The 22,773-nt window shown below is 40.7% G+C and carries 23 protein-coding genes, 1 tRNA gene and 1 pseudogene; 15 read left to right on the plus strand and 10 right to left on the minus strand.

Translation table 11 applies throughout. The annotated features are described in order from the left end of the window. Positions 1-232: 232 nt before the first annotated feature. The 4 genes from FUA25_RS05930 to rbfA all read right to left on the minus strand — a co-directional run bounded on the left by FUA25_RS05930 (position 233) and on the right by rbfA (position 4,507). On the minus strand, positions 233-961 hold the full coding sequence (locus tag FUA25_RS05930) for a shikimate dehydrogenase family protein (protein WP_147756330.1): 729 nt from the start codon (positions 959-961) through the stop codon (positions 233-235). Between the two features lie 63 nt (positions 962-1,024). Continuing rightward, positions 1,025-2,872, minus strand: a complete 1,848-nt coding sequence (locus FUA25_RS05935; RefSeq protein ID WP_147755985.1) for an endonuclease — start codon at positions 2,870-2,872, stop codon at positions 1,025-1,027. A 54-nt stretch (positions 2,873-2,926) separates the two neighbouring features. After that, positions 2,927-4,132, minus strand: coding sequence for an ABC transporter permease (locus FUA25_RS05940; RefSeq protein ID WP_147755986.1), 1,206 nt, complete (start codon positions 4,130-4,132; stop codon positions 2,927-2,929). A 15-nt stretch (positions 4,133-4,147) separates the two neighbouring features. Continuing rightward, positions 4,148-4,507 carry a 30S ribosome-binding factor RbfA gene (rbfA, locus tag FUA25_RS05945; RefSeq protein WP_147756331.1) on the minus strand — a complete coding sequence of 120 codons (360 nt, stop codon included), beginning with the start codon at positions 4,505-4,507 and terminating at the stop codon, positions 4,148-4,150. 95 nt (positions 4,508-4,602) lie between these two features. On the opposite strand from rbfA, the gene mce reads away from it, so the two are divergent. Together mce and FUA25_RS05955 are read left to right on the plus strand one after the other, a co-directional pair. Next, entirely contained in the window at positions 4,603-5,001 is a 399-nt protein-coding gene (mce, locus tag FUA25_RS05950; protein ID WP_147756332.1) for a methylmalonyl-CoA epimerase, read from the plus strand. 75 nt (positions 5,002-5,076) lie between these two features. Then, positions 5,077-5,150, plus strand: a tRNA-Ile gene (locus tag FUA25_RS05955). A gap of 422 nt (positions 5,151-5,572) precedes the next feature. Here the strand turns inward: FUA25_RS05955 and FUA25_RS05960 are convergent. Then, the gene (locus FUA25_RS05960) at positions 5,573-6,121 is read right to left on the minus strand and encodes a hypothetical protein (RefSeq protein WP_147755987.1); all 549 of its coding nucleotides are present in this window, start codon (positions 6,119-6,121) and stop codon (positions 5,573-5,575) included. A gap of 358 nt (positions 6,122-6,479) precedes the next feature. Here FUA25_RS05960 and FUA25_RS05965 point away from each other — a divergent pair, with 358 nt between their 5' ends. The 3 genes from FUA25_RS05965 (at position 6,480) to FUA25_RS05975 (ending at position 9,148) form a co-directional block, all read left to right on the plus strand. Further along, the gene (locus FUA25_RS05965) at positions 6,480-7,655 is read left to right on the plus strand and encodes an aspartate aminotransferase family protein (RefSeq protein ID WP_147755988.1); all 1,176 of its coding nucleotides are present in this window, start codon (positions 6,480-6,482) and stop codon (positions 7,653-7,655) included. A gap of 237 nt (positions 7,656-7,892) precedes the next feature. Next, positions 7,893-8,279 (plus strand): START-like domain-containing protein, encoded by a 387-nt coding sequence (locus FUA25_RS05970; RefSeq protein ID WP_147755989.1) that lies wholly within the window; start codon positions 7,893-7,895, stop codon positions 8,277-8,279. Positions 8,280-8,350: 71 nt separating this feature from the next. Continuing rightward, positions 8,351-9,148, plus strand: a complete 798-nt coding sequence (locus FUA25_RS05975; protein ID WP_147755990.1) for an aminotransferase class IV — start codon at positions 8,351-8,353, stop codon at positions 9,146-9,148. A 122-nt stretch (positions 9,149-9,270) separates the two neighbouring features. Here FUA25_RS05975 and FUA25_RS05980 read toward each other — a convergent pair whose 3' ends face one another. Further along, the gene (locus FUA25_RS05980) at positions 9,271-9,819 is read right to left on the minus strand and encodes a YqgE/AlgH family protein (protein WP_147755991.1); all 549 of its coding nucleotides are present in this window, start codon (positions 9,817-9,819) and stop codon (positions 9,271-9,273) included. 51 nt (positions 9,820-9,870) lie between these two features. Between FUA25_RS05980 and pdxH the strand changes: the two genes are divergently transcribed. Beyond that, entirely contained in the window at positions 9,871-10,515 is a 645-nt protein-coding gene (gene pdxH / locus FUA25_RS05985) for a pyridoxamine 5'-phosphate oxidase (protein ID WP_147755992.1), read from the plus strand. 51 nt (positions 10,516-10,566) lie between these two features. Here the strand turns inward: pdxH and FUA25_RS05990 are convergent, their stop codons facing one another. Continuing rightward, positions 10,567-10,857, minus strand: coding sequence for an HU family DNA-binding protein (locus FUA25_RS05990; RefSeq protein WP_147755993.1), 291 nt, complete (start codon positions 10,855-10,857; stop codon positions 10,567-10,569). 392 nt (positions 10,858-11,249) lie between these two features. Between FUA25_RS05990 and panD the strand changes: the two genes are divergently transcribed. Both panD and FUA25_RS06000 read left to right on the plus strand, forming a co-directional pair. Then, on the plus strand, positions 11,250-11,600 hold the full coding sequence (panD, locus tag FUA25_RS05995) for an aspartate 1-decarboxylase (RefSeq protein ID WP_147755994.1): 351 nt from the start codon (positions 11,250-11,252) through the stop codon (positions 11,598-11,600). Positions 11,601-11,617: 17 nt separating this feature from the next. After that, a complete protein-coding gene (locus tag FUA25_RS06000) occupies positions 11,618-12,667 on the plus strand; it encodes a lysylphosphatidylglycerol synthase transmembrane domain-containing protein (RefSeq protein ID WP_147755995.1) in 1,050 nt (349 codons plus the stop codon). Between the two features lie 82 nt (positions 12,668-12,749). On the opposite strand, the gene FUA25_RS06005 is transcribed toward FUA25_RS06000, so the two are convergent. After that, positions 12,750-14,765 carry a M3 family metallopeptidase gene (locus tag FUA25_RS06005; protein WP_147755996.1) on the minus strand — a complete coding sequence of 672 codons (2,016 nt, stop codon included), beginning with the start codon at positions 14,763-14,765 and terminating at the stop codon, positions 12,750-12,752. A gap of 98 nt (positions 14,766-14,863) precedes the next feature. On the opposite strand from FUA25_RS06005, the gene FUA25_RS06010 reads away from it, so the two are divergent. From FUA25_RS06010 to rpoN, 7 genes and pseudogenes are all read left to right on the plus strand, one after another. Next, positions 14,864-15,382 carry an SRPBCC family protein gene (locus tag FUA25_RS06010; protein WP_147755997.1) on the plus strand — a complete coding sequence of 173 codons (519 nt, stop codon included), beginning with the start codon at positions 14,864-14,866 and terminating at the stop codon, positions 15,380-15,382. 253 nt (positions 15,383-15,635) lie between these two features. Next, entirely contained in the window at positions 15,636-16,085 is a 450-nt protein-coding gene (locus FUA25_RS06015) for a GreA/GreB family elongation factor (RefSeq protein ID WP_147755998.1), read from the plus strand. Positions 16,086-16,194: 109 nt separating this feature from the next. Then, complete coding sequence (locus FUA25_RS06020; protein WP_147755999.1) at positions 16,195-16,716, plus strand: nitroreductase; 522 nt, start codon at positions 16,195-16,197, stop codon at positions 16,714-16,716. A 126-nt stretch (positions 16,717-16,842) separates the two neighbouring features. Then, positions 16,843-17,430, plus strand: a pseudogene (locus tag FUA25_RS06025) (30S ribosomal protein S16); the annotation flags it as partial. A 335-nt stretch (positions 17,431-17,765) separates the two neighbouring features. Continuing rightward, a complete protein-coding gene (rimM, locus tag FUA25_RS06030; RefSeq protein ID WP_147756001.1) occupies positions 17,766-18,308 on the plus strand; it encodes a ribosome maturation factor RimM in 543 nt (180 codons plus the stop codon). 222 nt (positions 18,309-18,530) lie between these two features. Then, entirely contained in the window at positions 18,531-19,976 is a 1,446-nt protein-coding gene (gene asnS / locus FUA25_RS06035; RefSeq protein ID WP_147756002.1) for an asparagine--tRNA ligase, read from the plus strand. Between the two features lie 97 nt (positions 19,977-20,073). Then, positions 20,074-21,552: an RNA polymerase factor sigma-54 gene (gene rpoN / locus FUA25_RS06040; RefSeq protein WP_147756003.1), complete on the plus strand. Its 1,479-nt coding sequence runs from the start codon at positions 20,074-20,076 to the stop codon at positions 21,550-21,552. Positions 21,553-21,587: 35 nt separating this feature from the next. Here rpoN and FUA25_RS06045 read toward each other — a convergent pair whose 3' ends face one another. After that, positions 21,588-22,259, minus strand: coding sequence for a beta-carotene 15,15'-monooxygenase (locus tag FUA25_RS06045; RefSeq protein ID WP_147756004.1), 672 nt, complete (start codon positions 22,257-22,259; stop codon positions 21,588-21,590). After that, a complete protein-coding gene (locus FUA25_RS06050; protein ID WP_147756005.1) occupies positions 22,252-22,746 on the minus strand; it encodes an RNA polymerase sigma factor in 495 nt (164 codons plus the stop codon). Before FUA25_RS06050 ends, FUA25_RS06045 begins: the two co-directional genes overlap by 8 nt. Positions 22,747-22,773: the final 27 nt, after the last annotated feature.

The raw sequence follows: 22,773 nt of genomic DNA on the forward strand, positions 1-22,773 counted from the left end.
CCAGGTCAGTAGACTCGGTTTCTTCCCGGATTTCTACTGCTTTTTCAGCTTCCGTACCCAAGGGATTATCGGTCTTTATCTCCTCCGCAGTTACTGCTGCGTCGTTTTTTTTGGGTTCGTTGTCAGAAAGTAAATCTTCTGTAATCATGGCAGTCTTTTTTTATTAAATGGAGGGTCAGGACACCGATTTGGTTTTATGACCGAAATATTGCACTAAATTAACTTATTTTTTTTAGAAATTCCAAATTTCCCAGGCCTTTTCTGCCTGTTGTTCAAGCATATAATAACCATTGACTGTTTTTGATCCTTTTTCTCCTGCTTTTTTCAGAAAAAGAGTCGTGGAAGGATTGTAAATAAGGTCGATTACGAGATGTTTTTCCGACAAACCGCCGAAAGGAAAAGTAAGGCATTTTTCCACGTCCGGAAAGGTCCCAACCGGTGTACACTGAATAATGATCTGATTTTCGGCAACCATTCTTTCTGTTAAATTTTCGAAACTCAAGTTGGTATTCCGGGCAACAGTTTGGTAGGGAATTCCGTTTTTCTCCAGCACATATCTGATCGCTTTAGCAGCTCCGCCGTTTCCCAGGACCAAGGCATTATGGTGAAAATTTTCTTTGTGAAGAAGCATTGTTCTTTCAAACCCGAATGCATCAGTATTGTAGCCTGTTTTTTTACCGTATTTTATGTGAATGCAGTTTACCGCGCCTATTTTTTCTGCTTCCTCACTTAATTCATCCAGAAAAGCGATGATTTTTTCTTTGTATGGAATGGTTACATTGAGACCCACCATCTCGGGATCGTTCAGTAGGTTTTCAACCTCATCAATTTCTTCCATATCAAATAAACCGTAGGAATGATTTTCCAGACTTAATTGCATGAATTTCTCTTCAAAAAAGTTCTTTGAAAATGAATAGGAGATGTTTCTCCCGATTAGACCAAATCTTTTCGTTGCTTCCATTCCCCAAAAATAAAAAAAGGCTGAAGATAATTCAGCCATTCAGTTCATTTATAATTGAGTAAATTAATTCACAATGAATTTGGTGCTGTAACTTCCTGCTTTCAGGATGTAGTTTCCTTTTGTGCTATTTCTAAGAATAATTTTATTGGAGCTACGGAAAGGCTTATCAATCACCTGAATCAACGCGCCGTTCATGTCATAGATTTCAGCTCTGTTCACCTGGTTCAGGTCTTCACCCAGAATGTAAAGTATGCCGTTCTTCACCGGATTCGGATAAACCGACCAGCTTTGAGACAGATCGTTTTCAACTGTTGCTAAAACTGAAGCTGGATTTGCAATCCCCAGATTATCGCATGTATTCACAGGAAAACTGTCCCACTGCGTAGCAGAATAGGTTGTGGACGGATTATTTACATTTCTTCTTAAAGTAGTATCTGCAGCAAAATCTGCTGATCCGCCGTTGAAAGTTCCTACAATATCAATTAAGACACCGTTTTTGAAAAGACCAACAGGATCGTTCCCGTTAAAATCAAGGGGAGTACCGGTCGCAGTCATATCAGCTGTAAAAGTGCAGGTAAACGTTGCGTTGAAATTTTTGACAACAAACGCAGTATTGGGAGCAAGTGTTCCGGTCAGCGGAAAATTACCTCCCCACGCCCCGGCACCGTTAACCTGTTTCTGGATGCTGTAATTACTCAGATCAATAGGATCCGGTGTAGCATTGGTGAGTTCTATGGCTCTGTTGTTTGAAGTTCCTTCCACATATTCGGAAATATACAGTTCATTTGAATTTCCCGGAGGCACCACAACATTCAGAGTGGTAAAGTTTACCGGAGCTGAAGCTGGGGAATTATTTCCGGCAGCATCAAACGCGGTCACCGTTACTGAATATAAAGTATTCGGATTCAGTCCAGTGATATTGAAGGTCGTAGAACCTGAACTTCCGAAGAGGACACCGTTCAGATATACATTATAGCCAGCAACTGCAATATTATCGGTAGAGGCGGTCCACGTTGCGGTCGCTGAATTTCCTGTTATATTGTTTACCGCTAAATTTGTTGGTGTTGATGGTGCAACCGTATCCGGAGTGGTGTTTACAAAGCCCCAGACTTCATGAACCCAGTTGGGATTATCAATGTACGGGTTTCTGTTCCCCTGAAAAGCATAAGCTGCATTGTTACGGTCGATTTCTCTTGGAGAAACAGGATCTGCATCATTCCAGGCAAGAAGAACTTCAAGTTCCCATTGGGTAAGGCTTCGTGTAGTGGTACCGTCGAGCATATTTCCGCTGCTGAAAGAAGGAATCTGATTTTGGTAACGGGTCACAAAATAAAAAATCATTCTGGCGATATCTCCCTTAAAAGCATTGATAGGCTCAAAAACAACGCCCGAATAGCCTGTAGTTGTATTGGGACCCAGTTTAGACCCGTTCAGGGAAGTCCAGGTTGGAGTAGTAACCACCCCATAAGGATAATTGCTTCGCACGCCGTTCACTTTTCCATCGGTCGGAGGGATGAAATGAATGTCGTTATGCATTGGATTTGCGGAATTGAAAAGACTTTGCGGAACAGTATGTTCCCTGTTGTAGCATGCGCCTTCAGCTGAATAATTTCCGCACTGATCTGAAGTGATGTTATATTCATACGGGTCAGCGCCTGTCGGATTCTCAGAATACATGTCCAGCACTTTACCGTTATTCTCATAATAATAATCGCGGTCGGTAGTTTGGTATCCAATCCATAATCCGCCGTAACCCATATCCTGATGACCTGCCGTAATGATTTGACTTAATTTCGTTTTCAATGGATAACCGGTTAATCCGGTGGTTCCGCTGTAATATCCCGTCGGAATTTGGGCAAACGTACTGGCAAACAACAGGTTTACCAATAAAAAAGTAAAAATTTTTTTCATGTTGTATAATAAAAATCTGGCTGCAAAATTACAAAAAATATAACAAGTGTTATGTTAACTGTTGATAATATTCTGTCTGTTGATTTTAGAGAAAATCCACGAAACTGCAAATCCAAAAATTGCAGCAGTAAGTGCTACAACGAGGTAGTTTTGAAGGGTGATCTTAACAGGAAATGGAAGGGTTTCACTGGCTTTGAAGAAGCCGGTGTACAGCTGGAACAAACATAATAAGGTTCCAAGAATAAATCCTGATATAATTCCTGCTGTTACAATAAGGATTCCGGTAAAAAAATACGTTTTTCTGAGATGTGATAAAGGGAAACCAAGCGAAATCAACGATTTTGCCTGATCTTTTTTGTCGAGCTGAAGAATAATAATGGCACCCGCCAGGTTAAATGTGGTGATGAAAATAACTAGGGCAAAAATAAAGTAAATAAAGAGTTTTTCAATATTGATCATTTTCCAGAATGCAGCATTTTCTTCCTGTTTGGTCTTGATACTCACAGAATTTCCGAGGGTTTTCTGCAAATCATCCCGAACCGCATCAGCGTTTTCCGGTTTCTTCAGTTTAATCACAATATTATAGGCGGAATGCTTCGGAAGATCCAGCAGTTGCTGGGTAAGTTCGAGCGGAGAAATAATATAGTTGTCGAGCTGGTCTTTTCCTGGGAAAACACCGGTCACATACACCTCTTTTTTATTGAAAATATCTTCTTCCTTGCTGATGAGTCCTTTTCCGGGTTTGGGCATTACCACTACCGCGATGTCCTTATCTGAACCTACCGGAACAGATAAACGGTTATTCAGGGAGTTTTCCATCAGCACTTCATTGGTATATTTGAAGCTCGGATATGTCCCGTAAAAAATGGATTTGTGAATCGGATTCACTAAAGTATAAGCGGAATCTACACCTCTAATATAGGCAATGTCGCCTTTGCCGTTGTATCTTAAATAAACTTTTTCTTCAATGATTTTTGAAAAATGTGAAATTTCCTTGTTTTTCTGAAGCACAGACTGAATTTTGTCCATGTTTTGCAGCGTTTTACCCGACGTGCTTTTGATCGTTAGATCGGCGTGCAGATTGGAAATAAGGTCCTTGTTAAGAATCTCGAGACCCGAAAACACCGATACAATCACAAACATCGAAGCCACCGCCACCATCATGGCAATTGCAGCAAGCCAGGTAATAAAGGTTACCGCTGTACTGCCTTTTTTGGCAATCAGGTACCGTTTTGCGATATAAAAAGCAGTGTTTTTCAAGAAATTTCCGAATATTTATAAAACCGGATTGTCGCCTTCGCCTTTCAGTTCTCTTTCAATTCTTTCCACATCATCCAGGGTAGTGTCCAGATAAAATTGAATTTCCGGAATGATCCGCACCTGTTTCCCCATCTTCTGGCCGATGAAATTTCGGTAAGCTGCTTTGCTGGACTGAATTTCAGCCATAATTGTTTTGCGGAATTCCTGAGGAAAGATACTGAGATAGATTTTGGCAATGCTTAAATCCGCCGTCACTTTCACATCCGAAACCGTTACCAGAAAAGTCTGTTTGCTTTCTGATGCCTGCTTGCGGAAAAGTTCTGCGAAGTCTTCCTGTATAATCTGTGCTACTTTTCTTTGTCGGTTACTTTCAATCATGCCGCAAATTTACTATTTTTGTTTGAAATAGCTGGAAGATCGCCGACGGATGGTCAAAGATTTCAACCATAAAAAACTGAACTGAATAAATGATGAAAATAGAACACCTCGGAATTGCGGTAAAATCTTTAGAAACCTCGGATGGTTTATTCGAAAGACTCCTCGGAACGCAGAACTACAAAAAGGAATCGGTGGAAAGGGAAGGCGTTACAACTTCTTTTTACCAGGTAGGCGAAAGCAAGATTGAACTGGTGGAAGCTTCGAACCCTGAAAGTCCGATTGCAAAATTCCTGGACAAAAAGGGCGAAGGCATCCATCACATTGCCTTTGGTGTTGATAATATTTTTGATGAAATAGAAAGACTTAAGAAGGAAGGATTTATTTTCATTTCAGAAGAACCTAAGGATGGCGCCGACAATAAACTGGTGGTTTTCCTTCATCCGAAATCCACAAACGGTGTTTTGGTAGAACTTTGCCAAGAAAAGCCCTGAAAATTTTTGATTGTATCGAAAAAAGATTATTTTTGCACCTCATGAAAACAAAGGAATTTAAAAACCTTCGTTTCTGGCCTTGTAACTCAGCTGGTTAGAGTAGCTGACTCATAATCAGCAAGTCCTTGGTTCGAGCCCAAGCTGGGCCACTTGAAAATGAAGCACTTACAGAAATGTAGGTGCTTTTTTTATTTCTCACTGCATCATAGGGTGAACGTTTCCAATATGGCAGACTAAATTGGATGAGGCAAACCAGTTTTGGTTTAGGATTTCCCAAGTTGGGACGGGGCAAACCAGTTTTAGTTTAGAGTTTCCCAACTTGGGACGGAGCAAATCAGTTTTGGTTGAGGGTTTCCCAATTTGGATCGGAGCAAACCATTTTTGGTTTAGGATTTCCCAAACTGGGACGGAGCAAACCAGTTTTAGTTTAGAGTTTCCCAACTTGGGACAGAGCAAAACAATTTTAGTTGAGGCTTTTCCCAATTTGAGACAAGGCAACCAGTTTCGGCAATGGAATAAGATGTTTTCTGCGCGAACTTTACCGGATACGCCCTGAAATTACATTGCTTAATCAATTTACCACAATACTGTAAACCACCTGTGTCGTGTACACCGTGGGGGTTTGGGCCTTCATGTATTTATTAACGTATTTATCTTCGCCTTTTGCAGCGTAATTGATATTGAAGGTTTTGTTGTTGCCACCAAAAGGGCTCGAGATCAATTCGGTGTCAGTATTAGAGAGCGGGATGGAGCTGTAAGTAAGACCTTCGATGCCGTTTGTCGTTCCTTTTGAAACAGTGACCGTAATGTCACCCGCATCAATTGAACTGCCGTTCAGGGTATTGGTAAGTGTAGGAGAAATCGTTTTGACCCTCACGGTGAAGCCACCGGTGCTGAATATTTTTAAATGATCTTCTTTTGTTATGCTCACCCCGTTTTTATAGTCATCCAGGGTTTTGTAATCTAGGTCGGCAGTATTTGTCCCGGCATTCACTACAATTGTTTGAATAGGGTAGAGATTAATTTTAAGTGATACTTCCCCGGAATTCTGTCCAGCCGCCATGGCTGAAAAAAATGCAAACGCAAGATTTAAGAATAAGGTTCCCTTCTTCATATTCATCTTCATTAATTTATAGCTAAATCTCTTTTACATTAAATATTCGGCAGTTGATTACAGAAATATTTGAGTCTTTAGTAAAGCTAATTAAAAATCCTTAATAATCACAAAAAAATGTATTTTTTTTTCTGACACTGTTTTTATTGAACTAATGAGTCATAATCGACGTTACAATATACTGACCGTAAATATCTTACGCGGTTAAAAAAAATTCAGATCTGCTTGTTGGAAATCCTGAATGCAGCAGCATCAGCTTAATAACAGGTTATTTTCTTTATAAAAAGTTCCCAAAAAGGAGGGAGCCGGATGGAACTAACCGTATTTTGCGTTATTTGCGAAGAGAAAATCTTATTTTTGCACCATGCAAAATGATTTCTTTACCTACCAGGCGCAGACCACACAGTTCGCTGCGGGATTTGAAGTGGAAAAAGCAGAAGGAAGCTATATTTACGGAACCGACGGCAGAAAATATCTGGATTTTGTTGCAGGCGTTTCCGCCAATACTTTAGGGCATTCCCATCCGAGAATTGTAGAAGCGATTAAAACCCAGGCCGAAAAATACCTGCATGTAATGGTGTATGGCGAATATGCCCAGGAAATGCCTGTGAAACTCTGTCGCCTTCTTGCAGAAGCGACGCCTGATCCGCTGGAAGTTACCTATCTCGTGAATTCTGGTGCGGAGGCCATTGACGGCAGCCTGAAGCTGGCAAAAAGATATACGGGAAGGGAAGAGATCGTGTCATTTAAAAATTCCTATCACGGAAACACGCATGGTGCACTATCCGTTTCCGGGAATGAATACCACAAACGCGAATTTAGGCCTTTGCTTCCATTAATAACATTCATTGGTTTTAATGAAGAAAAAGATCTGCAAAGGATTACGGAGAAAACCGCCTGTGTCATTCTGGAAACCATTCAGGGAGCCGCAGGTTTTCTGATGCCGGAACATGATTATCTGAAAAGACTTAAAAAACGGTGCGAAGAAGTTGGCGCTCTTCTTATTCTTGATGAGATACAGCCCGGTTTCGGACGTACCGGAAAACTTTTTGCCTTCGAGCACTTTGGCATTGTCCCTGATATTCTTGTTATGGGAAAAGGTATGGGCGGCGGCGTTCCTGTGGGAGCATTTATGAGTTCGCGTAAAATTATGGAAACACTTTCGCATTCCCCGAAACTCGGACATATTACAACCTTTGGAGGAAATCCATTGATTGCAGCGGCCAGTCATGCCACACTGAAAGAAGTTCTGGACAGCTCATTGATGGATGAAATTGAGGAAAAGGAAAAACTTTTCCGCGAACTTTTGGTGCATCCGAAGATTAAAAACATCAACGGTAAAGGTTTGATGCTGGCCGTGAACCTTGGAACTCCTGAATATACTTTAAATGTTGCTAAGAGATGTATGGAAAAGGGCCTCATTGTTTTTTGGCAGCTGTACCGCAATGAATATATGAGAATTTCGCCGCCCCTGACTTTGAGCAAAGCAGAAATCCGCGAAGGATGTGCCATTATTCTGAATGTTCTGAACGGGGAATAAAAAAGTTCTGAAGGGAAGAAGCACGTAATTTTAGCCCCGATCGAACGGCCTGTCTGAGCTTGCGGGAGTCGGCCCCCGCAGGGGGCCGACTCCCGCAAGCGAGCAGTGAGAGCGGGTCTTCGCAAGTAACAGAAACAAAACACTATGCTCCTGATATTTAGCAGCTTTTTTTCACCCAAATCTTTTGCATACTTAAGAAATTAATTTATATATTGCGACACATTAAAAGGGAGCAATATGGCGAAAAAGAAAGTGCAGTATGAATTTGCAATGCACTGTCAGTCAGAGATTTTATATGAATATATGGCGAGTGCGGAAGGACTTTCGGAATGGTTCGCCGATGAGGTGCTGGAAAAAGGAGACGATTTTTTCTTCAGTTGGAACGGAGGGCCGGAAGAAAAGGCTACTTTAATCCGGTATAAGCCGGAAAGTTTTGTGCGTTTCCGCTGGGAAGAGGATGAAGGAACCAAAAATTTCTTTGAAATGACGATCGTGATTGATGATATTACCGATGATCTGTCTCTGAATGTTACCGATTTCTGTGAAGAGGGCGATGAAGACGAAAACCAACTCTACTGGGAGAATCTGATTGAGAATCTGAGAATAAAATTAGGGGCGACATAAAGATCCCCACCCGAAAAATATCATGATGAACGGATTTTCCGTTCATTATTTTTTTTTGAAAAAATCTGAAAATGAATACCGACAGCATCGATTTCCGAAACCGCGCATTTCTTTACGGCGATGCGGTCTGGGTTTCTTTTTTTGTGAGAAACGGACAACTCATCCTTGCGGAAGAATGTTATTTCTTCCTCATGGCTTCCATGCGCAAGATGAGGATGAACATTCCCTTAACTTATACTTTGGAGTTTTTCCAGAACCTTCTGAACGTGGAAACAGAAAGAAACGGATTGCAAAATGTCATTATACGAATGATGGTGTACCGCCAAAACGACGGTCGGATCCTTTCACAGTCTGATGTCTTATATCATTTTGAAAGTGAGGCGGTGAATGATATTCTTTCTGTATCGGAAGATATTGAAATCGATCTGATTAAGGAAATCAGTGTCAACACTAATCTGTTGAGCAGCCTGTATGTCCACTCACCTGAAAATATTTATGCGGGGATTTATGCTGCGGAAAATGATCTGGATGATGTGATTTTTCTGAATCCTAACAAAAGAATCGCCAGGTCGATTGACGGCAACCTGCTCTTTCTGGAAGGCAACATAATTAAAATTCCGAAACAGACAGAAGGGGCCTATATTTCCCCTTTAATGGAGAACCTCGTGACTTTTATCCATAAAAAAGGTCTGGCTGAAATCGTGGAAGCTGAAATCATTGCGTTTGAGTCCCAAAAAGCGGAAGAAATTTTAATGGTCTCGGATATGAAAGGAATCAAATCAGTTTCTAAAATCCGAAATAAAACCTTTGGGAAGATCCGGTTTACCAAAATTCTTAATTTATGGCAGGAAAGTTTCGACGGGAATTGACAAACCCGATAAACAACCATTTTTTTATAGTCATTGACCGGGTTTTAGTTCTTAATACTAGGACAATAACGGAGTTTGTTGGTCTTCCATATACCGTATTGTGCTAAAGTTTTGTTAAAGTTTTAATTCATCGAAATATCATCCGGCGCATTCGCCCACAACAGGTACTCGCCGCCCAGATTCTGCATAATGCTCTTCCACAAACGCTCGTCAGTCGCTGACGTATAATCAAGGTTGTAGACATCTACAACAGTCCAGAGTTTTCTGCTTACTTCATTGTCGAGCTGCATTGGCGACCAACCGGTATATCCGTAAAACACCTTGATTTCACTCACATCTTTTCTCTTTTCGATGATGGCTGTAACCACATTTTGGAGATCTTCCGTCAGGTAGAACTCATCAGTTATCTCTGAATAATCTTCTGTTATTTTCTCTCCTTTGTTGATGAAGAAAATCTTCTCATTTTCCACGGGGCCGCCGTCATAAACATCAACATTGAAACCGAAGACTTCAAGAAGATCCTCGCTCATTGCTTCGTTCTTTTTGTTCAGGATCAGTCCGAAAGCACCGTTCTCATCATGATTTACCACCAACACCACCGAACGTGAAAAAATATCGCCAGCAATATCCGGAGTGGAAATTAATATTTTACCTTTGTAAGAATGAGTCATCTGAATGGTCAGGTCAAATAAAACCTTTAATCAAAAGTAATAAAAAAAATCATGGAAAACCTGCACGAAAATCGAAAAATCTATGATAAATCACAACTTCTTGAAAATCAAATAAAAGAAAATCCACTTGAGCAGTTCCGCAACTGGTTTCTGGAGGCTCAGGAAGACCCTTCTGTGTCTGAAGCCAATGCTATGGCGGTCTCAACGCTGGAAGACGACGGCTGCCCCCGCACAAGAATGGTACTTCTGAAAAGTTTCACTTTCGAAGGTTTTATCTTTTATACCAATTACGACAGCAGAAAAGGTAAAGCGCTTATGAAAAACCCAAAAGCCTGTCTCCATTTCTTTTGGCCTGTTTTGGAAAGGCAGATCATCATTAAAGCGGTGCTGGAAAAAATTCCTGAAAATTTAAGCGACGGTTATTTTTATTCCCGTCCTAAAGGAAGCCAACTCGGGGCAGCGGTTTCTCCACAGAGCCAGGTAATCCCTGACCGGAATTTTCTGGAAGAAAAGCTGAAAAATCTTGAAAAGGAATTTGAAAACAGGGAAGTACCGAGACCCAAAAACTGGGGTGGTTATATAGCGCGCCCTTATGAAATAGAATTCTGGCAGGGAAGGCCCAACAGACTTCATGACCGCATCATTTATGAACTGAAGGAAGACTTTGACTGGAAAATTTCCCGCCTGGCCCCATAAAAAAATCCCGGAAATTTACTTCCGGGATCTGTATTCTGTGTGGTTAACAGATTATTTTTTCTTTCCGCCCATTACAGCTCCTGATAAATCAGCACCTGCCTTGAACTTCGCAACTTTTTTAGCGGCAATTTTGATCGGCTTTTTAGTTGCAGGGTTAATTCCTTGTCTTGCAGCTCTTTCAGCAACCGAGAAAGTTCCGAATCCAACCAAAGAAACTTTTCCGTCTTTTTGTTTCAAAGTTTCCATTACGTTAGACATAAATGATTCAAGAGCGGCTTTTGCAGCAACTTTTGTGATACTTGCATCTTTAGCGATTGCGTCGATTAATTCTGACTTGTTCATAATATTGATATTAAGGTTAGTTTTGTAATTAAAGCAAATATAAAACTTTTTTCATATTGTGCAAATTTTTTTGAAAAATTTAATAAAAAAAGTATTTTTCCTTCTATTAACATCAAAATTTGACAATAGCATTTTGCCCAATTCATTAGCCTTAGCGCAAACTAGAATTGTGCCAATTGTGCATTAATATTGGTTTTTATGTAAAATCTTATCCTGTTTTTGTAAATTATCAAATCCTAAATTTTATTGGATTTTTTAATACATCATGCGGATGAATTATAGAATCTTCAGCAAAAATATAGTTGTATTGAATTTATTCCAAAAGATTTGACGCAGTTGACCGAAACCCATTTTTGTTCTTTTAATCAAATAATTATTAATAAATTTGCTTCATGTTAATTGAAGTTTTTAAATCTAAAATTCACAGGGTCAGGGTAACTCAGTCTGATCTTAATTATATCGGCAGCATTACCATTGATGAGGATCTTCTTGAAGCTTCGGGAATTATCGTTGGCGAAAGGGTATATATTGTAAATGTCAATAACGGTGAACGTTTTGACACGTATGCGATAAAAGGGAAGCGGAAATCCGGAGAAATCTGTCTCAACGGACCGGCTGCAAGGCGTGTGCAGAAAGGCGACATCATCATCGTTATTTCCTATGCGCAGATGACGCCGGAGGAAGCGGCAACATTCCAGCCCAAAATCATTTTTCCCGACGAAAAAACGAACCTGCTTACTTAATTCCACAAATTTCCGGTTTGGAAGAGAACACAAAAAAAAATCCTTTCAAGGCATTTATAACCGTAGCGCTTTCTCTTGCAGTGGCAGCCCTTTTCATGTGGTTTGCGTTGAAAGGCATGGAATTCAGCAAAATTGCAGGATATTTTGCGAAAGCCAATTATTTTTGGGTTTTTGCCGCCTCAGTTTTTGGAATTCTGGCGTACTGGTTCCGGGCATTGCGCTGGAATCTTCTGCTTGAGCCTATGGGCTATAAAATTTCAACTTCAAATGCTTTCTGGACGATTTCTTTTGGTTATCTGATGAATCTCACCATTCCCAGAAGCGGTGAACTGGCGCGATCTACCGCACTTTTCGGCGTAGAAAATGTTCCGGTCGAGAAATCTTTTGGAACCATTATTCTCGAAAGAGTTGTTGATTTGGTGTGTATGGGCGGTTTTTTAATCCTGACGCTGATCTTTAAATATGACGCGATTCTTGCTTTTTATGACTATGTTACAAAAGAGAAAGAGCGAAATGCAGCGCCACAACCGAACAATAATTTATATTTCATCTTGGGTGCTTTTGTTTTACTCGGGGTTTTGTTTTTAGTGATGAGAAAAAGACTGAAGAAATTTCCGCTTTATCAAAAAGCATTGGGTTTTGCAAAAGGCATTTTCCATGGACTGACTTCTATTTTTAAACTGAAACAGAAAGTAAAATTCATCTTATTGTCTTTAGGCATCTGGATTTCCTATTATCTGGCGGCTTACCTCGTTTGTTTTGCACTTCCGGAAACTTCCGCATTCACTTTTGCGGACGGTTTTTTCATCATCGTCGTCGGAACTTTGGGCATGATGGTTCCTGCTTCCGGCGGAATCGGTGCGTTTCATTTTGCACTGAAATTGGGCATTATGGCCTTATTTCTCTCCATGGGAAAAAATCCTGAAGAAGGTGGGGAAGTTGGTCTTTCCTATGCTTTTATTTCCCACACCATGCAGTTGGTAATCATGATTGTGATGGGAATGATTTCCATTCCAATGCTGGCAAAGGCACGAGCTGAACTCGTAAAAAAACAGATATTCAAATAAAAAATCTGCGTCAACTGCATATCTGTGAAAATTTCCATCAAATTTGCAACTGACGCAGATTAATCTGTAAGCTTTTGTAATTTTATCCGAAAGCCCGTTTCAATAAACTTTCCACTTTCGGCTCACTTCCTCTGAAATCTTTGTACAGTTCCATCGGATCTTTTGTTCCGCCGGATGAAAGCAGAATTTTATATTTCGCAGCGATTTCAGGATTGAAAATTCCGTTTTCCTTGAAATACTGAAAAGCATCCGCATCCAGAACTTCCGCCCATTTATAGGAATAATATCCAGCCGAATATCCGCCTTGGAAAATATGAGAAAAACTTGTGCTCATTGCTGTTTCAGGATTGGAAGGGTAAAGGTTTGTTGCCTTTGTCTCTTCGGCCTCGAAGGTTTTGATGTCGCCCACTTTGTCGGAATTGGTGTGATAGGCCATATCCAGTTTTCCGAAACCGAGCTGTCTTAAAGTCTGGTAACCTTCCATAAAATTCTTAGAATCGGATATTTTCTGAATTTTTTCGTCCGGAAGGATCTCGCCGGTTTTGTAGTGTCGTGCAAACGTTTTCAGGAATTCCGTTTCGTAGCAGAAATTTTCCAGGAACTGGGATGGAAGTTCCACAAAATCCCATTTCACGGAAGTTCCGGAAAGATTCGGATAAGTAGTGTCGGCCAGAACACCGTGTAATGCGTGTCCAAATTCATGAAAAAGTGTCGTGACTTCCTGAAAAGTCAGCAGACTTGGTGCATCAGAAGTGGGTTTTGAGAAATTACAGACCACAGAAATATGCGGACGGAAATTTTCGCCGTTCTTTTTGTACTGATTTTTAAAACTCGTCATCCATGCGCCGGCTCTTTTGCCTTTTCTCGGGAAATAATCGGCATAAAGAAGCGCTTTAAAGGTGCCGTTTTCAAAAATTTCATAGGTTTTTACTTCTTCGTGATATTTCTGAATTTCTGAAGTTTCCACAAAATCCAGTCCGAAAAGTTTTTTGGCGAGCCCGAAAACCGCTTCCTGAACTTTCTCGAGCTGGAAATAAGGTTTCAGTTCTTCATCATCAATATCAAATTTCTGTTTGCGGAGTTTTTCGGCATAAAATGTATGGTCGTAACTGTGCATTTCTTCAATGCCGTCGGCTTTTGCGAGGCTTTTCAGTTCCTCGATTTCTTTCTCTGCAAAAGGTTTTGCTTTTTCAAGCATTTCGTTGAGAAAAGCGGTTACCTGCTCCGGAGATTTCGCCATTCTTTCCTCAAGAACATAATCGGCAAAGTTTTTATAGCCCAGAAGCTGTGCTTTTTCCTGTTTCAACATGATGATTTCCTTAATCAGATTCTGATTGTCGAATTCATTATTGTTGAAGGATTTTTTTCCGTTGGCTAACGCGAGTTCTTTCCTCATGTCCCGGTTTTCGGCATATGTCATGAAGGGAATGAAACTCGGGTACTGTAAAGTCACGACAAAACCGTCCAAATTCCGTTCTTTTGCTTCTTCGCGGTATTGCTGAAGGATAGGTTCCGGGATTCCGGCCAGATCCTTTTCATCGGTGATATGTTTGAAATAACTGTTCGTTTCTGCCAGTACATTTTCGCCAAACTGCAGCGATTTTTTTGAAAGTTCAATGCTGATGTGCATGAATTTTTCTTTCTCGGAATCATTGAGGAGGGCACCGCTTCTCACAAAACCCTTGTAAATTTCCGTAAGGAGCATTTGCTGTTCGCCGCTGAGTTCATATTTATCCTGCTCGTCATATACTTTTTTGATCTTTTCAAATAGTTTTGTATTCTGAGAAATTTTTGCAGAAAATTCGGTTAAAAGCGGGGAAACTTCCTGGGCAATTTTCTGGATCTCATCATTGGTTTCAGCGGAATTCAGATTGAAGAAAATTCCCGAAACCACATCCAGCTTTTCGCCGGAATAGGCAAGGGCTTCAATAACGTTTTCAAAAGTCGGTGCGGCGGGGTTTGTTGCAATTTCATCGATTTCTTTTTCGGAAATTTTCACCAGTTCCTGAAAAGCGGGTAAAAAATGTTCTTCTTTAATTTCATTGAATGGTGCGGAGTGATGCGGAGTATCGAAAGACTGTAATAACGGATTTTGCATATCTGAGTTGATTTTCGGTAATTTTTTATGTTGATCCCCGCAAATTTAGTCAAAAATAAATTTTATCTTTACGTGAACTATTAACAAAAAAAACGATTATGAAAACCTTTTTAAAAATTCTGCTTGCGGTAGTGTTAGTCCTTGTCATTGCCATGTTTGCAATCGGTAAAGCCTACCATTTCGAAAAATCAATTGTAATTAATGCCCCGGTTGAAAAAGTATGGCAAAATGTAAATTCAATGAGAGGATTCAATCAGTGGAATCCATGGATGAAAATGGACCCGAACATGAAACTGGAATATTCGGGAACTTCAGGACAAGTCGGCGACCAGTACTGCTGGGAAGGAAATGATGAAGTAGGAAAAGGCTGCCACATTATTACGGCTTTGATCCCAAACCAAAAACAGTCCGCCAAAATGCTCTTTAAGGAACCTTTTGAAAGTGATGCCACTTCAGACCTGATCCTGACTCCGCAGGGAAACACTACAAAAGTGACGTGGGACATGGATTGCGAACTGGATTATCCGATGAATCTAATGGGATTTTTTATGACCGGTCAAATGGATAAATCCTATGGCGACGGTTTAAATAAACTGAAGGAAATTTCTGAAAAATAAGATATTATAATCATCTGCGCCGGGCTTCAGCCCGGTTTTTTTGCTGAAATTCCGGTAAATGATTGCTGGTGAATCGTTTTACGGCAAATTGCTGTACTGATGCTTGTTCTGGGAAGTTTTTCCGTTACGGACGTTTAGGCCTTTAAAATAAATGTGCACGTTTTTTGTTTAGATGAATCAGGTCTATGCTATTTGAACGGCAAAAAACCTGAACCTTACATTCAAGAAAACCTCGAACATACTCAGAATGCTCATGCAGAAGGCACTTTACAATAAAAATGACTTGCGTAATTTCGTAAAGGAAATGATTTCCGGTAAAGTAAAAACCCTGGAATTTTACCTGAACTTCACCCTTGAAGCAAGCAGGGATATCAAAAAAACGACCAAATACGACTCCATCCGCGAGGAAATTCAGAGTGAAATCTATCATCTCGATAAACAGATGTTTTCTTTGAAAAATATGCAGCGTCAGATGCAGAAAGTGCTGAACTCAAGTTCGGAAACGGTGAAGCTGGGATCGGTAGTTATTACAAATAAAGCCAGATTTTATATTTCAGTTTCATTAGGCGAGTTTTTTTACGAAGGAGACCGTTTTTACGCGATCTCCGAGGAAAGTCCGATGGCCAAAACCATGAGAGGCAAAAGGGTGGGTGATGAGTTTACACTCAACAACATTCATCAGAAAATTGAGGCTGTTTTTTGATGGCGCGAGCGAAGCGAGCGCCGAAAAGAATTTTTGTAGAAGTTTATAATCAGTCGGTTTCCTTCTTTCAAAATCAAAATCCTTGGCCAAAACTTCTTACTTTTGCAGGATGAATCAGGCAGAAATTTTAAAACACATCATCCAAAGCCGGAAAAGCACTTTCCCGAAAGATTATACCAGCGACGAGATTCCGCAGCCAGTTCTGGAAGAAATCACAAGCTCCGCCCATTTTGCTCCCAATCACAAAAAGACAAAACCATGGCGTTTACGAGTTTTTAAAGGATTGGAAAAAACAGAACTGGGTGAACAGTTGGCTCAGATTTACAAAGAAACAACACCCCCGGAAGTTTTTCTGGAAAAAAAATATTTTGATATTGCCGCCAAGATTTCAAAAGCAAATGCTGTTATCACCATTTCTGTGAATTTCAGCGGTCTTCTTCCAGAATGGGAAGAAGTCGCTGCCACTGCAATGGCAGTGCAGAATATGTACCTGACCTGCACCGCAAACAATGTTGGCTGTTATTGGAGCACCCCAGGTATGATGAAGCATCTGGACCGATTTTTAGGACTGGAAGAGAACCAGAAATGCTACGGCCTGTTTTATCTTGGAATGAAAAAGAATGAAGATTGATCATTAGCGTTTTAGAAATAAACATCGAAGAAAAATTATCACATTGCAGTATCTGCGGTTGAATTATTTTCCTATCTTTGCACCCTTAATAATTAACGGGACGAGTTCCCACAAAACAAAAATTATATGTCAGTAAAAATTAGATTACAAAGACACGGAAAAAAGGGGAAACCTTTCTTTCACATTGTAGTAGCCGATGCCAGAGCAAGAAGAGATGGTAGATTTATCGAAAAAATCGGAACCTACAACCCTGTAACAAATCCCGCAGTTATTGAACTGGATGTGGATGCTGCAGTAAAATGGTTGAACGACGGTGCTCAGCCTACCGATACTGCAAGAGCAATTCTTTCTTACAAAGGAGTTTTGTACAAAAAACACCTTCAAGGTGGTGTTGCTAAAGGTGCTTTCTCCAGCGAAGATGCAGATGCTAAATTTGCAGCTTGGGTAGAAGAGAAAGAAAAAGCGGTTGAAAACAAAAAAGATTCTTTGACCAAAGCTCAGAAAGATGCTAAAAAAGCAGCTTTCGATGCTGAAACAAAAGTAAACCAGGCGAGAATTGATGCTGCGGCGAAAATTGAAGCTGATGCGAAAGCGAAAGCTGACGCTAAAGTTGCTGAAGAAAAAGCAGCGGCAGATGCGAAATTAGCTGAAGAAAAAGCGGCTGAAGAAGCTGCAAACGCTCCGGTTGCTGAAGCAGAAGAAACTCCTGAAGCTGAAAAAACAGTTGCTGAAAATGTTGCTGAAACATTAGGCGGTGCTGCGGCAGCAGTTGCAGGTGCTGTAGACGCTGTAAAAGAAACAGTAACCAACGTTACTGAGAAAATTGCAGAAGTTGTTGCCCCTAAAACAGATGCAGAAACTGAAGGTTCTGACGAAGCTAAAGCTTAATCAGTGCTGTAAAATTCGCAAAATATTATACAGAGACGCCAAAATTGGCGTCTCTGTTATTTTAAAACCGTTTATATTTGCAGGATGAAACGCCTGAACGCCGGTATAATAATGAATATTTGATTGTTTGACACTCCGGCTTATTATTAAAATAAAGACTGATGAAAAAAGAAGATTGTTACTTTTTAGGAAAAATTACACGCCGACACGGCCTTCACGGAAATGTATTCCTGAAACTGGATACCGACCAGCCGGAAATGTATACCAAACTGGACTCTGTATTCGTGGACATCAACGGAATGCTCGTTCCTTTCTTTATTGCAAAACAGGCGTGGAGCAAAGGCGAAACGCTCATCATCTCTTTTAAAAATTCTACAGAAGCATTGGTTGACCAGTCTCTCGGCAAAGACGTGTATCTGCCGCTTTCAACACTTCCGGTGCTCACCGGCAACAAATTCTATTACCACGAAGTCGTAGGCTTCGAAATCCGCGAAGAAGACGGTAAATCCTGCGGAAATATTGTCTCCATAAATGATCAGACCGGCCAACATTATTTTGTGCTTGATCTCGCGGGCAAGCAGATCGTTATTCCCATTATCAGAGACTGGATTCTCGAACTCAACCGCGAAGAAAAATTTTTAAAAATGTCTCTGCCCGAAGGGTTGATGGATGTTTTCCTCGTGCCGTCGAAGAAAGATGAATAAAATTAAGGATTGAATAAATGATATTCGCGACATACTATTTTTATTTATGTCAATGCCTGAGCCTTATGGATCGGGCTTTTGTCTGCCCTAATCGCTGAAATTCTTTTCTAAAAATTTTCCGCTTACATCAAAAATTACGCCAATTTTTTTTACATTTGCATCTATTGATTAAAGCAGCCTGAAACAAAGGCAGAGCTTTACAAAATAAAAAAAGAAGGCAGCATGAGAACGACGATTAAAGAATTACTGGGAGACTATAAAAAACAGTTGCATCACGACATTACCGTGCAGGGTTGGGTACGGGCATTCCGCTCCAACCGTTTTATTGCACTGAACGACGGTTCAACGATCAACAACCTGCAGGTAGTGGTTGATTTCCAGAATTTTGATGAAAATTTAATTAAGAATATCAGTACTGCTTCATCCCTGAAGATTGTCGGCGAACTGATTGAAAGTGAAGGCGCCGGCCAGTCCATTGAAATTATTGCGAAAAAAATTGAAATTTTAGGAGATAATTTCACGGAAGAAAGAGACAAAACCATCCTTCAGCCTAAAAAACATTCCCTTGAAGTGTTGCGGGAACAGGCGCATTTGCGTTTCAGAACCAACCTTTTCGGCGCTGTCTTCAGAGTCAGAAGTTCGGTGAGTTTTGCCATTCACCAATTTTTCAACCAGAACCAGTTCTTCTACATGAACACTCCGATTATAACCGGAGCCGATGCAGAAGGAGCCGGAGAGATGTTTGGCGTGACCAATTTCAATTTAAATGAAATTCCGAGAGATGAAAACGGCGATATAGATTTCGAACAGGATTTTTTCGGGAAAAAGACAAACCTCACCGTTTCCGGGCAGCTCAACGTGGAAACCGCGATGATGGGACTCGGAAGGGTTTACACTTTCGGGCCGACTTTTCGGGCCGAAAACTCCAATACCACACGTCACCTCGCTGAATTCTGGATGGTGGAGCCCGAAGTGGCATTCAACAACCTCGAAAACAATATTGATCTCGCGGAAGATTTCCTGAAATATGTCATTGGCTATGTTCTGGAAAACTGCAAAGATGATCTGGAGTTTCTGGACAAAAGATTTGCGGAGGAACAGAAACAGAAACCCGAAAAAGACAGGGCTTCTGAAGGCCTCATCGAAAAACTGGAGAACGTTATCAAAAAACGTTTCAAAAGGGTTTCATATACCGAAGCGATCGATATTCTGAAAAACTCAAAAGAAAATAAAAAAGGCAAATTCCAGTTCCCGATTGAGGAATGGGGTGCCGATCTGCAGAGCGAGCACGAAAGGTTCCTCGTTGAAAAACATTTTGAAAGTCCGGTGGTGCTTTTTGATTATCCGAAAGACATCAAAGCTTTTTACATGAAACTGAATGAGGACGGAAAAACAGTGGCGGCAATGGATGTTCTTTTCCCCGGCATCGGCGAAATCATCGGCGGATCACAAAGAGAAGAAAGATTCGATGTTTTAAAAGAAAAAATGAAAGCCATGAATGTGGATGAACACGAGTTATGGTGGTATCTCGATACCCGAAAATTCGGTTCCGTACCACACGCCGGTTTCGGACTTGGTTTAGAGCGACTTGTACTTTTTGTAACGGGAATGTCGAACATCCGGGATGTGATTCCTTTCCCCAGAGCGCCTAAAAATGCGGAGTTCTAAAAAATAATCGTACTTTTAGCATTAAATCGTAATAACCTATTATATAACAGTTCTTAAAAATAAAACTAAAAACCAATTTTAGTAAGACAGATCAAGAATGCTGAAACAGAACCTACAACTTAGACTCGGACAAAAACTTGCGCCACAGCAAATCCAGCTCATGAAGCTTATTCAGCTGCATACCCTGGAGTTCGAGGAAGAACTCGAGCGCGAGCTTGAAGAAAATCCTGCACTGGAAAAGGTTCAGGAAGAATCCAATGAAGAGGAATTTTCTTCGGTGGATGAAGGTTTTGAAACCGAAGGAACCGACACCATCAGTACCGATTTCGACGTCAATGAGTATATTTTTGATGACGAACCGGCATACAAAACCGCCTCAAGCAACTATTCCGCTGACGATGAGGAATTCGACAATGAATCGCTTTTAACCGAAGGACAGTCGCTTTATGACTATCTTTTGGAGCAGATTAACCTGAGCACAATTGATGAAGATGATCTGAAAATTGCCGAATACATTATTGGGAACCTTGATAACGACGGATACCTGAGACGAGAAATCAAACAGATTGTAGATGATCTGGCTTTTTCGCAGGGAATCATCACCGATAAAGAAAAAATCACCGATATTCTTGAAAATTATGTGCAGAAACTCGATCCGCCTGGTGTTGGAGCGCGAGGTTTGCAAGAGTGCCTGCTGCTTCAGATTGAGAAAAAGGTAAGTGCCGATAAAGCCGTTATTTTAGCAGGAAATATTCTGAGAAGTCAGTTTGATGCGCTTACGAACAAGCACTACAATAAAATCATCCAGAAATATGATATTGATGAAGAGGATCTGAAAGATGCCCTGGAAGTGATTTCTAAACTTTCGCCGAAAGTTGGTGGGAATTTCGATACCCAGACCATCACGATCAATCAGGAAATCATCCCGGATTTTGTCATCCAGATCAAAGAGAATAAAAACGGGGAGATCGATGTGATTCCTTTACTCAACAGTAAAAATGCCCCGTCATTACGTGTTTCTGAAGAATATAAGGATATTCTGACAACCTATTCGCACGATAAAAAATCTGCGGATCACAAGCAGGCGGCGCTTTTCATCAAACAGAAACTCGACGCAGCAAAATGGTATATCGATGCCATTAATCAGAGACAGAACACGCTGCTTCAGACGATTTCTGCCATTGTAAAACTGCAGCGCAACTATTTCATTACCAGTGATGAAAAATCGCTGAAACCCATGATCCTGAAGGATGTAGCCGATATTACCGGGTTTGATATTTCCACGATTTCCAGAGTGGTGAAAAGCAAATATGCTGATACTCCGAACGGAATTATTTACCTGAAAAATCTGTTTTCAGACTCACTGACCAATGATGACGGGGAAGAAGTTTCGACAAAAGAAATCAAGAATCATCTGCAGGAAGTCATCAGCAAAGAAAACAAGCGAAAACCCTTAACTGATGACGCTTTGGTGGGTCTGTTGAAGGAAAGGGGTTACAATATCGCCCGGAGAACCATCGCAAAATATCGTGAACAGCTCAATATTCCGGTAGCGAGGCTCAGGAAGGAATTATAAAAAAAGGTCAGTGAAAACTGACCTTTTTATATTTATTATTCGACTGAATCTATTTTCTTCAGTTCCTCGAGGTTTTTCCCGAGTCTTCGCACAATGATGCCGTACACAATCCGGTAGTATAGCCAAATGAGTAAAATGCTTAATCCCGTTATGAACGCCAGTCCGATGAAAAAACCTGCTAAAGCTGAGTTGCTGAGATGAATCTGCTGCTCTGAAAGCACATAGAAAATAAATCCGGTCAGCACACCGGTAAATATTACCAGCAGAGCAATATTGGCCAGAATGAAAAGATTGACGGTTTTTTTGAAATCAATGATTTGAAGGATGAATTTTTTCAGATTTGATTCTACCTTTATTTTCGCATAATTGCGGTAGAACTTAACCACGAAAAATGCGGTCATAACAATACTGATGGATTTCAGAATAATATAAAAGTGGGATACATCATATTCCAGAGCCGAAGAGTTTTTTACACCGAGTTTGCTCAGAATACTCAGGAGACTCTTGGAGTCATTCCCGAGAAAAGTATAGTAAACGGTAAGGCTAAGAATTACGAGAAACTCAGCAGCGCTGATCCAGAAAATATATTTCACATAATTGCGCGACGATTTGTTGAGCATCGCCCGGATTTCTGCGCTGTCATATTTTGGCTGAACTTCCTGCTCTTGCCATGTTTTCTTAAAAGTATCTAAATCAAATTCAGGCATGCTTTTCCATTAATTCTTTTAACGTCTTTTTGAGTCGGTTCATTTTTACCCGCGCGTTTACTTCAGTAATCCCTAAATTCTCGGCGATGTCGCGGTAAGGGAGGTCGTCCAGATACATCATTACAATTGCCCGTTCCACTTTTGGCAGCATTTTCACCACTTTATAGAGCAGGGTAATCTGCTGTTGTTTTTCATCATTATCTTCCACAAAATCGCTGTGGTGAAAATCCATCAGTTCATCGGTTTGGGGCGATTTTGTTTTTTTTCTGAAAAGGGTAATTGCTGTATTCAGGGCCACACGGTACATCCATGTTGAGATTTTCGACTGCCCTTTGAATGAGTCGTAGGAACGCCAGAGTTGTAACACAATTTCCTGAAAAAGATCTTCTTCATCCTCCAGGGAATTGGTGTAGAGCCGTGAGATCTTAATAATCAATCCCTGATTATCCTTCACGAGCTGTGCGAATATTTTCTCTTTGCCGTCCAACGTTTTCTGAAAATTAGTTGCACGAAG

Origin of the sequence: Chryseobacterium sp., assembly GCF_008014695.1 — a bacterium.
Taxonomy (GTDB): Bacteria; Bacteroidota; Bacteroidia; order Flavobacteriales; family Weeksellaceae; genus Kaistella.

Excerpts from the sequence above, each read along its gene's own strand:
- FUA25_RS05930 (WP_147756330.1), bottom strand. The coding sequence starts at position 961 with ATGGAAGCAACGAAAAGATTTGGTCTAATCGGGAGAAACATCTCCTAT.
- FUA25_RS05935 (WP_147755985.1), bottom strand. The coding sequence starts at position 2,872 with ATGAAAAAAATTTTTACTTTTTTATTGGTAAACCTGTTGTTTGCCAGT.
- mce (WP_147756332.1), top strand. The coding sequence starts at position 4,603 with ATGAAAATAGAACACCTCGGAATTGCGGTAAAATCTTTAGAAACCTCG.
- FUA25_RS05960 (WP_147755987.1), bottom strand. The coding sequence starts at position 6,121 with ATGAATATGAAGAAGGGAACCTTATTCTTAAATCTTGCGTTTGCATTT.
- FUA25_RS05965 (WP_147755988.1), top strand. The coding sequence starts at position 6,480 with ATGCAAAATGATTTCTTTACCTACCAGGCGCAGACCACACAGTTCGCT.
- FUA25_RS05970 (WP_147755989.1), top strand. The coding sequence starts at position 7,893 with ATGGCGAAAAAGAAAGTGCAGTATGAATTTGCAATGCACTGTCAGTCA.
- FUA25_RS05975 (WP_147755990.1), top strand. The coding sequence starts at position 8,351 with ATGAATACCGACAGCATCGATTTCCGAAACCGCGCATTTCTTTACGGC.
- FUA25_RS05980 (WP_147755991.1), bottom strand. The coding sequence starts at position 9,819 with ATGACTCATTCTTACAAAGGTAAAATATTAATTTCCACTCCGGATATT.
- pdxH (WP_147755992.1), top strand. The coding sequence starts at position 9,871 with ATGGAAAACCTGCACGAAAATCGAAAAATCTATGATAAATCACAACTT.
- FUA25_RS05990 (WP_147755993.1), bottom strand. The coding sequence starts at position 10,857 with ATGAACAAGTCAGAATTAATCGACGCAATCGCTAAAGATGCAAGTATC.
- panD (WP_147755994.1), top strand. The coding sequence starts at position 11,250 with ATGTTAATTGAAGTTTTTAAATCTAAAATTCACAGGGTCAGGGTAACT.
- FUA25_RS06005 (WP_147755996.1), bottom strand. The coding sequence starts at position 14,765 with ATGCAAAATCCGTTATTACAGTCTTTCGATACTCCGCATCACTCCGCA.
- FUA25_RS06010 (WP_147755997.1), top strand. The coding sequence starts at position 14,864 with ATGAAAACCTTTTTAAAAATTCTGCTTGCGGTAGTGTTAGTCCTTGTC.
- FUA25_RS06015 (WP_147755998.1), top strand. The coding sequence starts at position 15,636 with ATGCAGAAGGCACTTTACAATAAAAATGACTTGCGTAATTTCGTAAAG.
- FUA25_RS06020 (WP_147755999.1), top strand. The coding sequence starts at position 16,195 with ATGAATCAGGCAGAAATTTTAAAACACATCATCCAAAGCCGGAAAAGC.
- rimM (WP_147756001.1), top strand. The coding sequence starts at position 17,766 with ATGAAAAAAGAAGATTGTTACTTTTTAGGAAAAATTACACGCCGACAC.
- asnS (WP_147756002.1), top strand. The coding sequence starts at position 18,531 with ATGAGAACGACGATTAAAGAATTACTGGGAGACTATAAAAAACAGTTG.
- rpoN (WP_147756003.1), top strand. The coding sequence starts at position 20,074 with ATGCTGAAACAGAACCTACAACTTAGACTCGGACAAAAACTTGCGCCA.
- FUA25_RS06045 (WP_147756004.1), bottom strand. The coding sequence starts at position 22,259 with ATGCCTGAATTTGATTTAGATACTTTTAAGAAAACATGGCAAGAGCAG.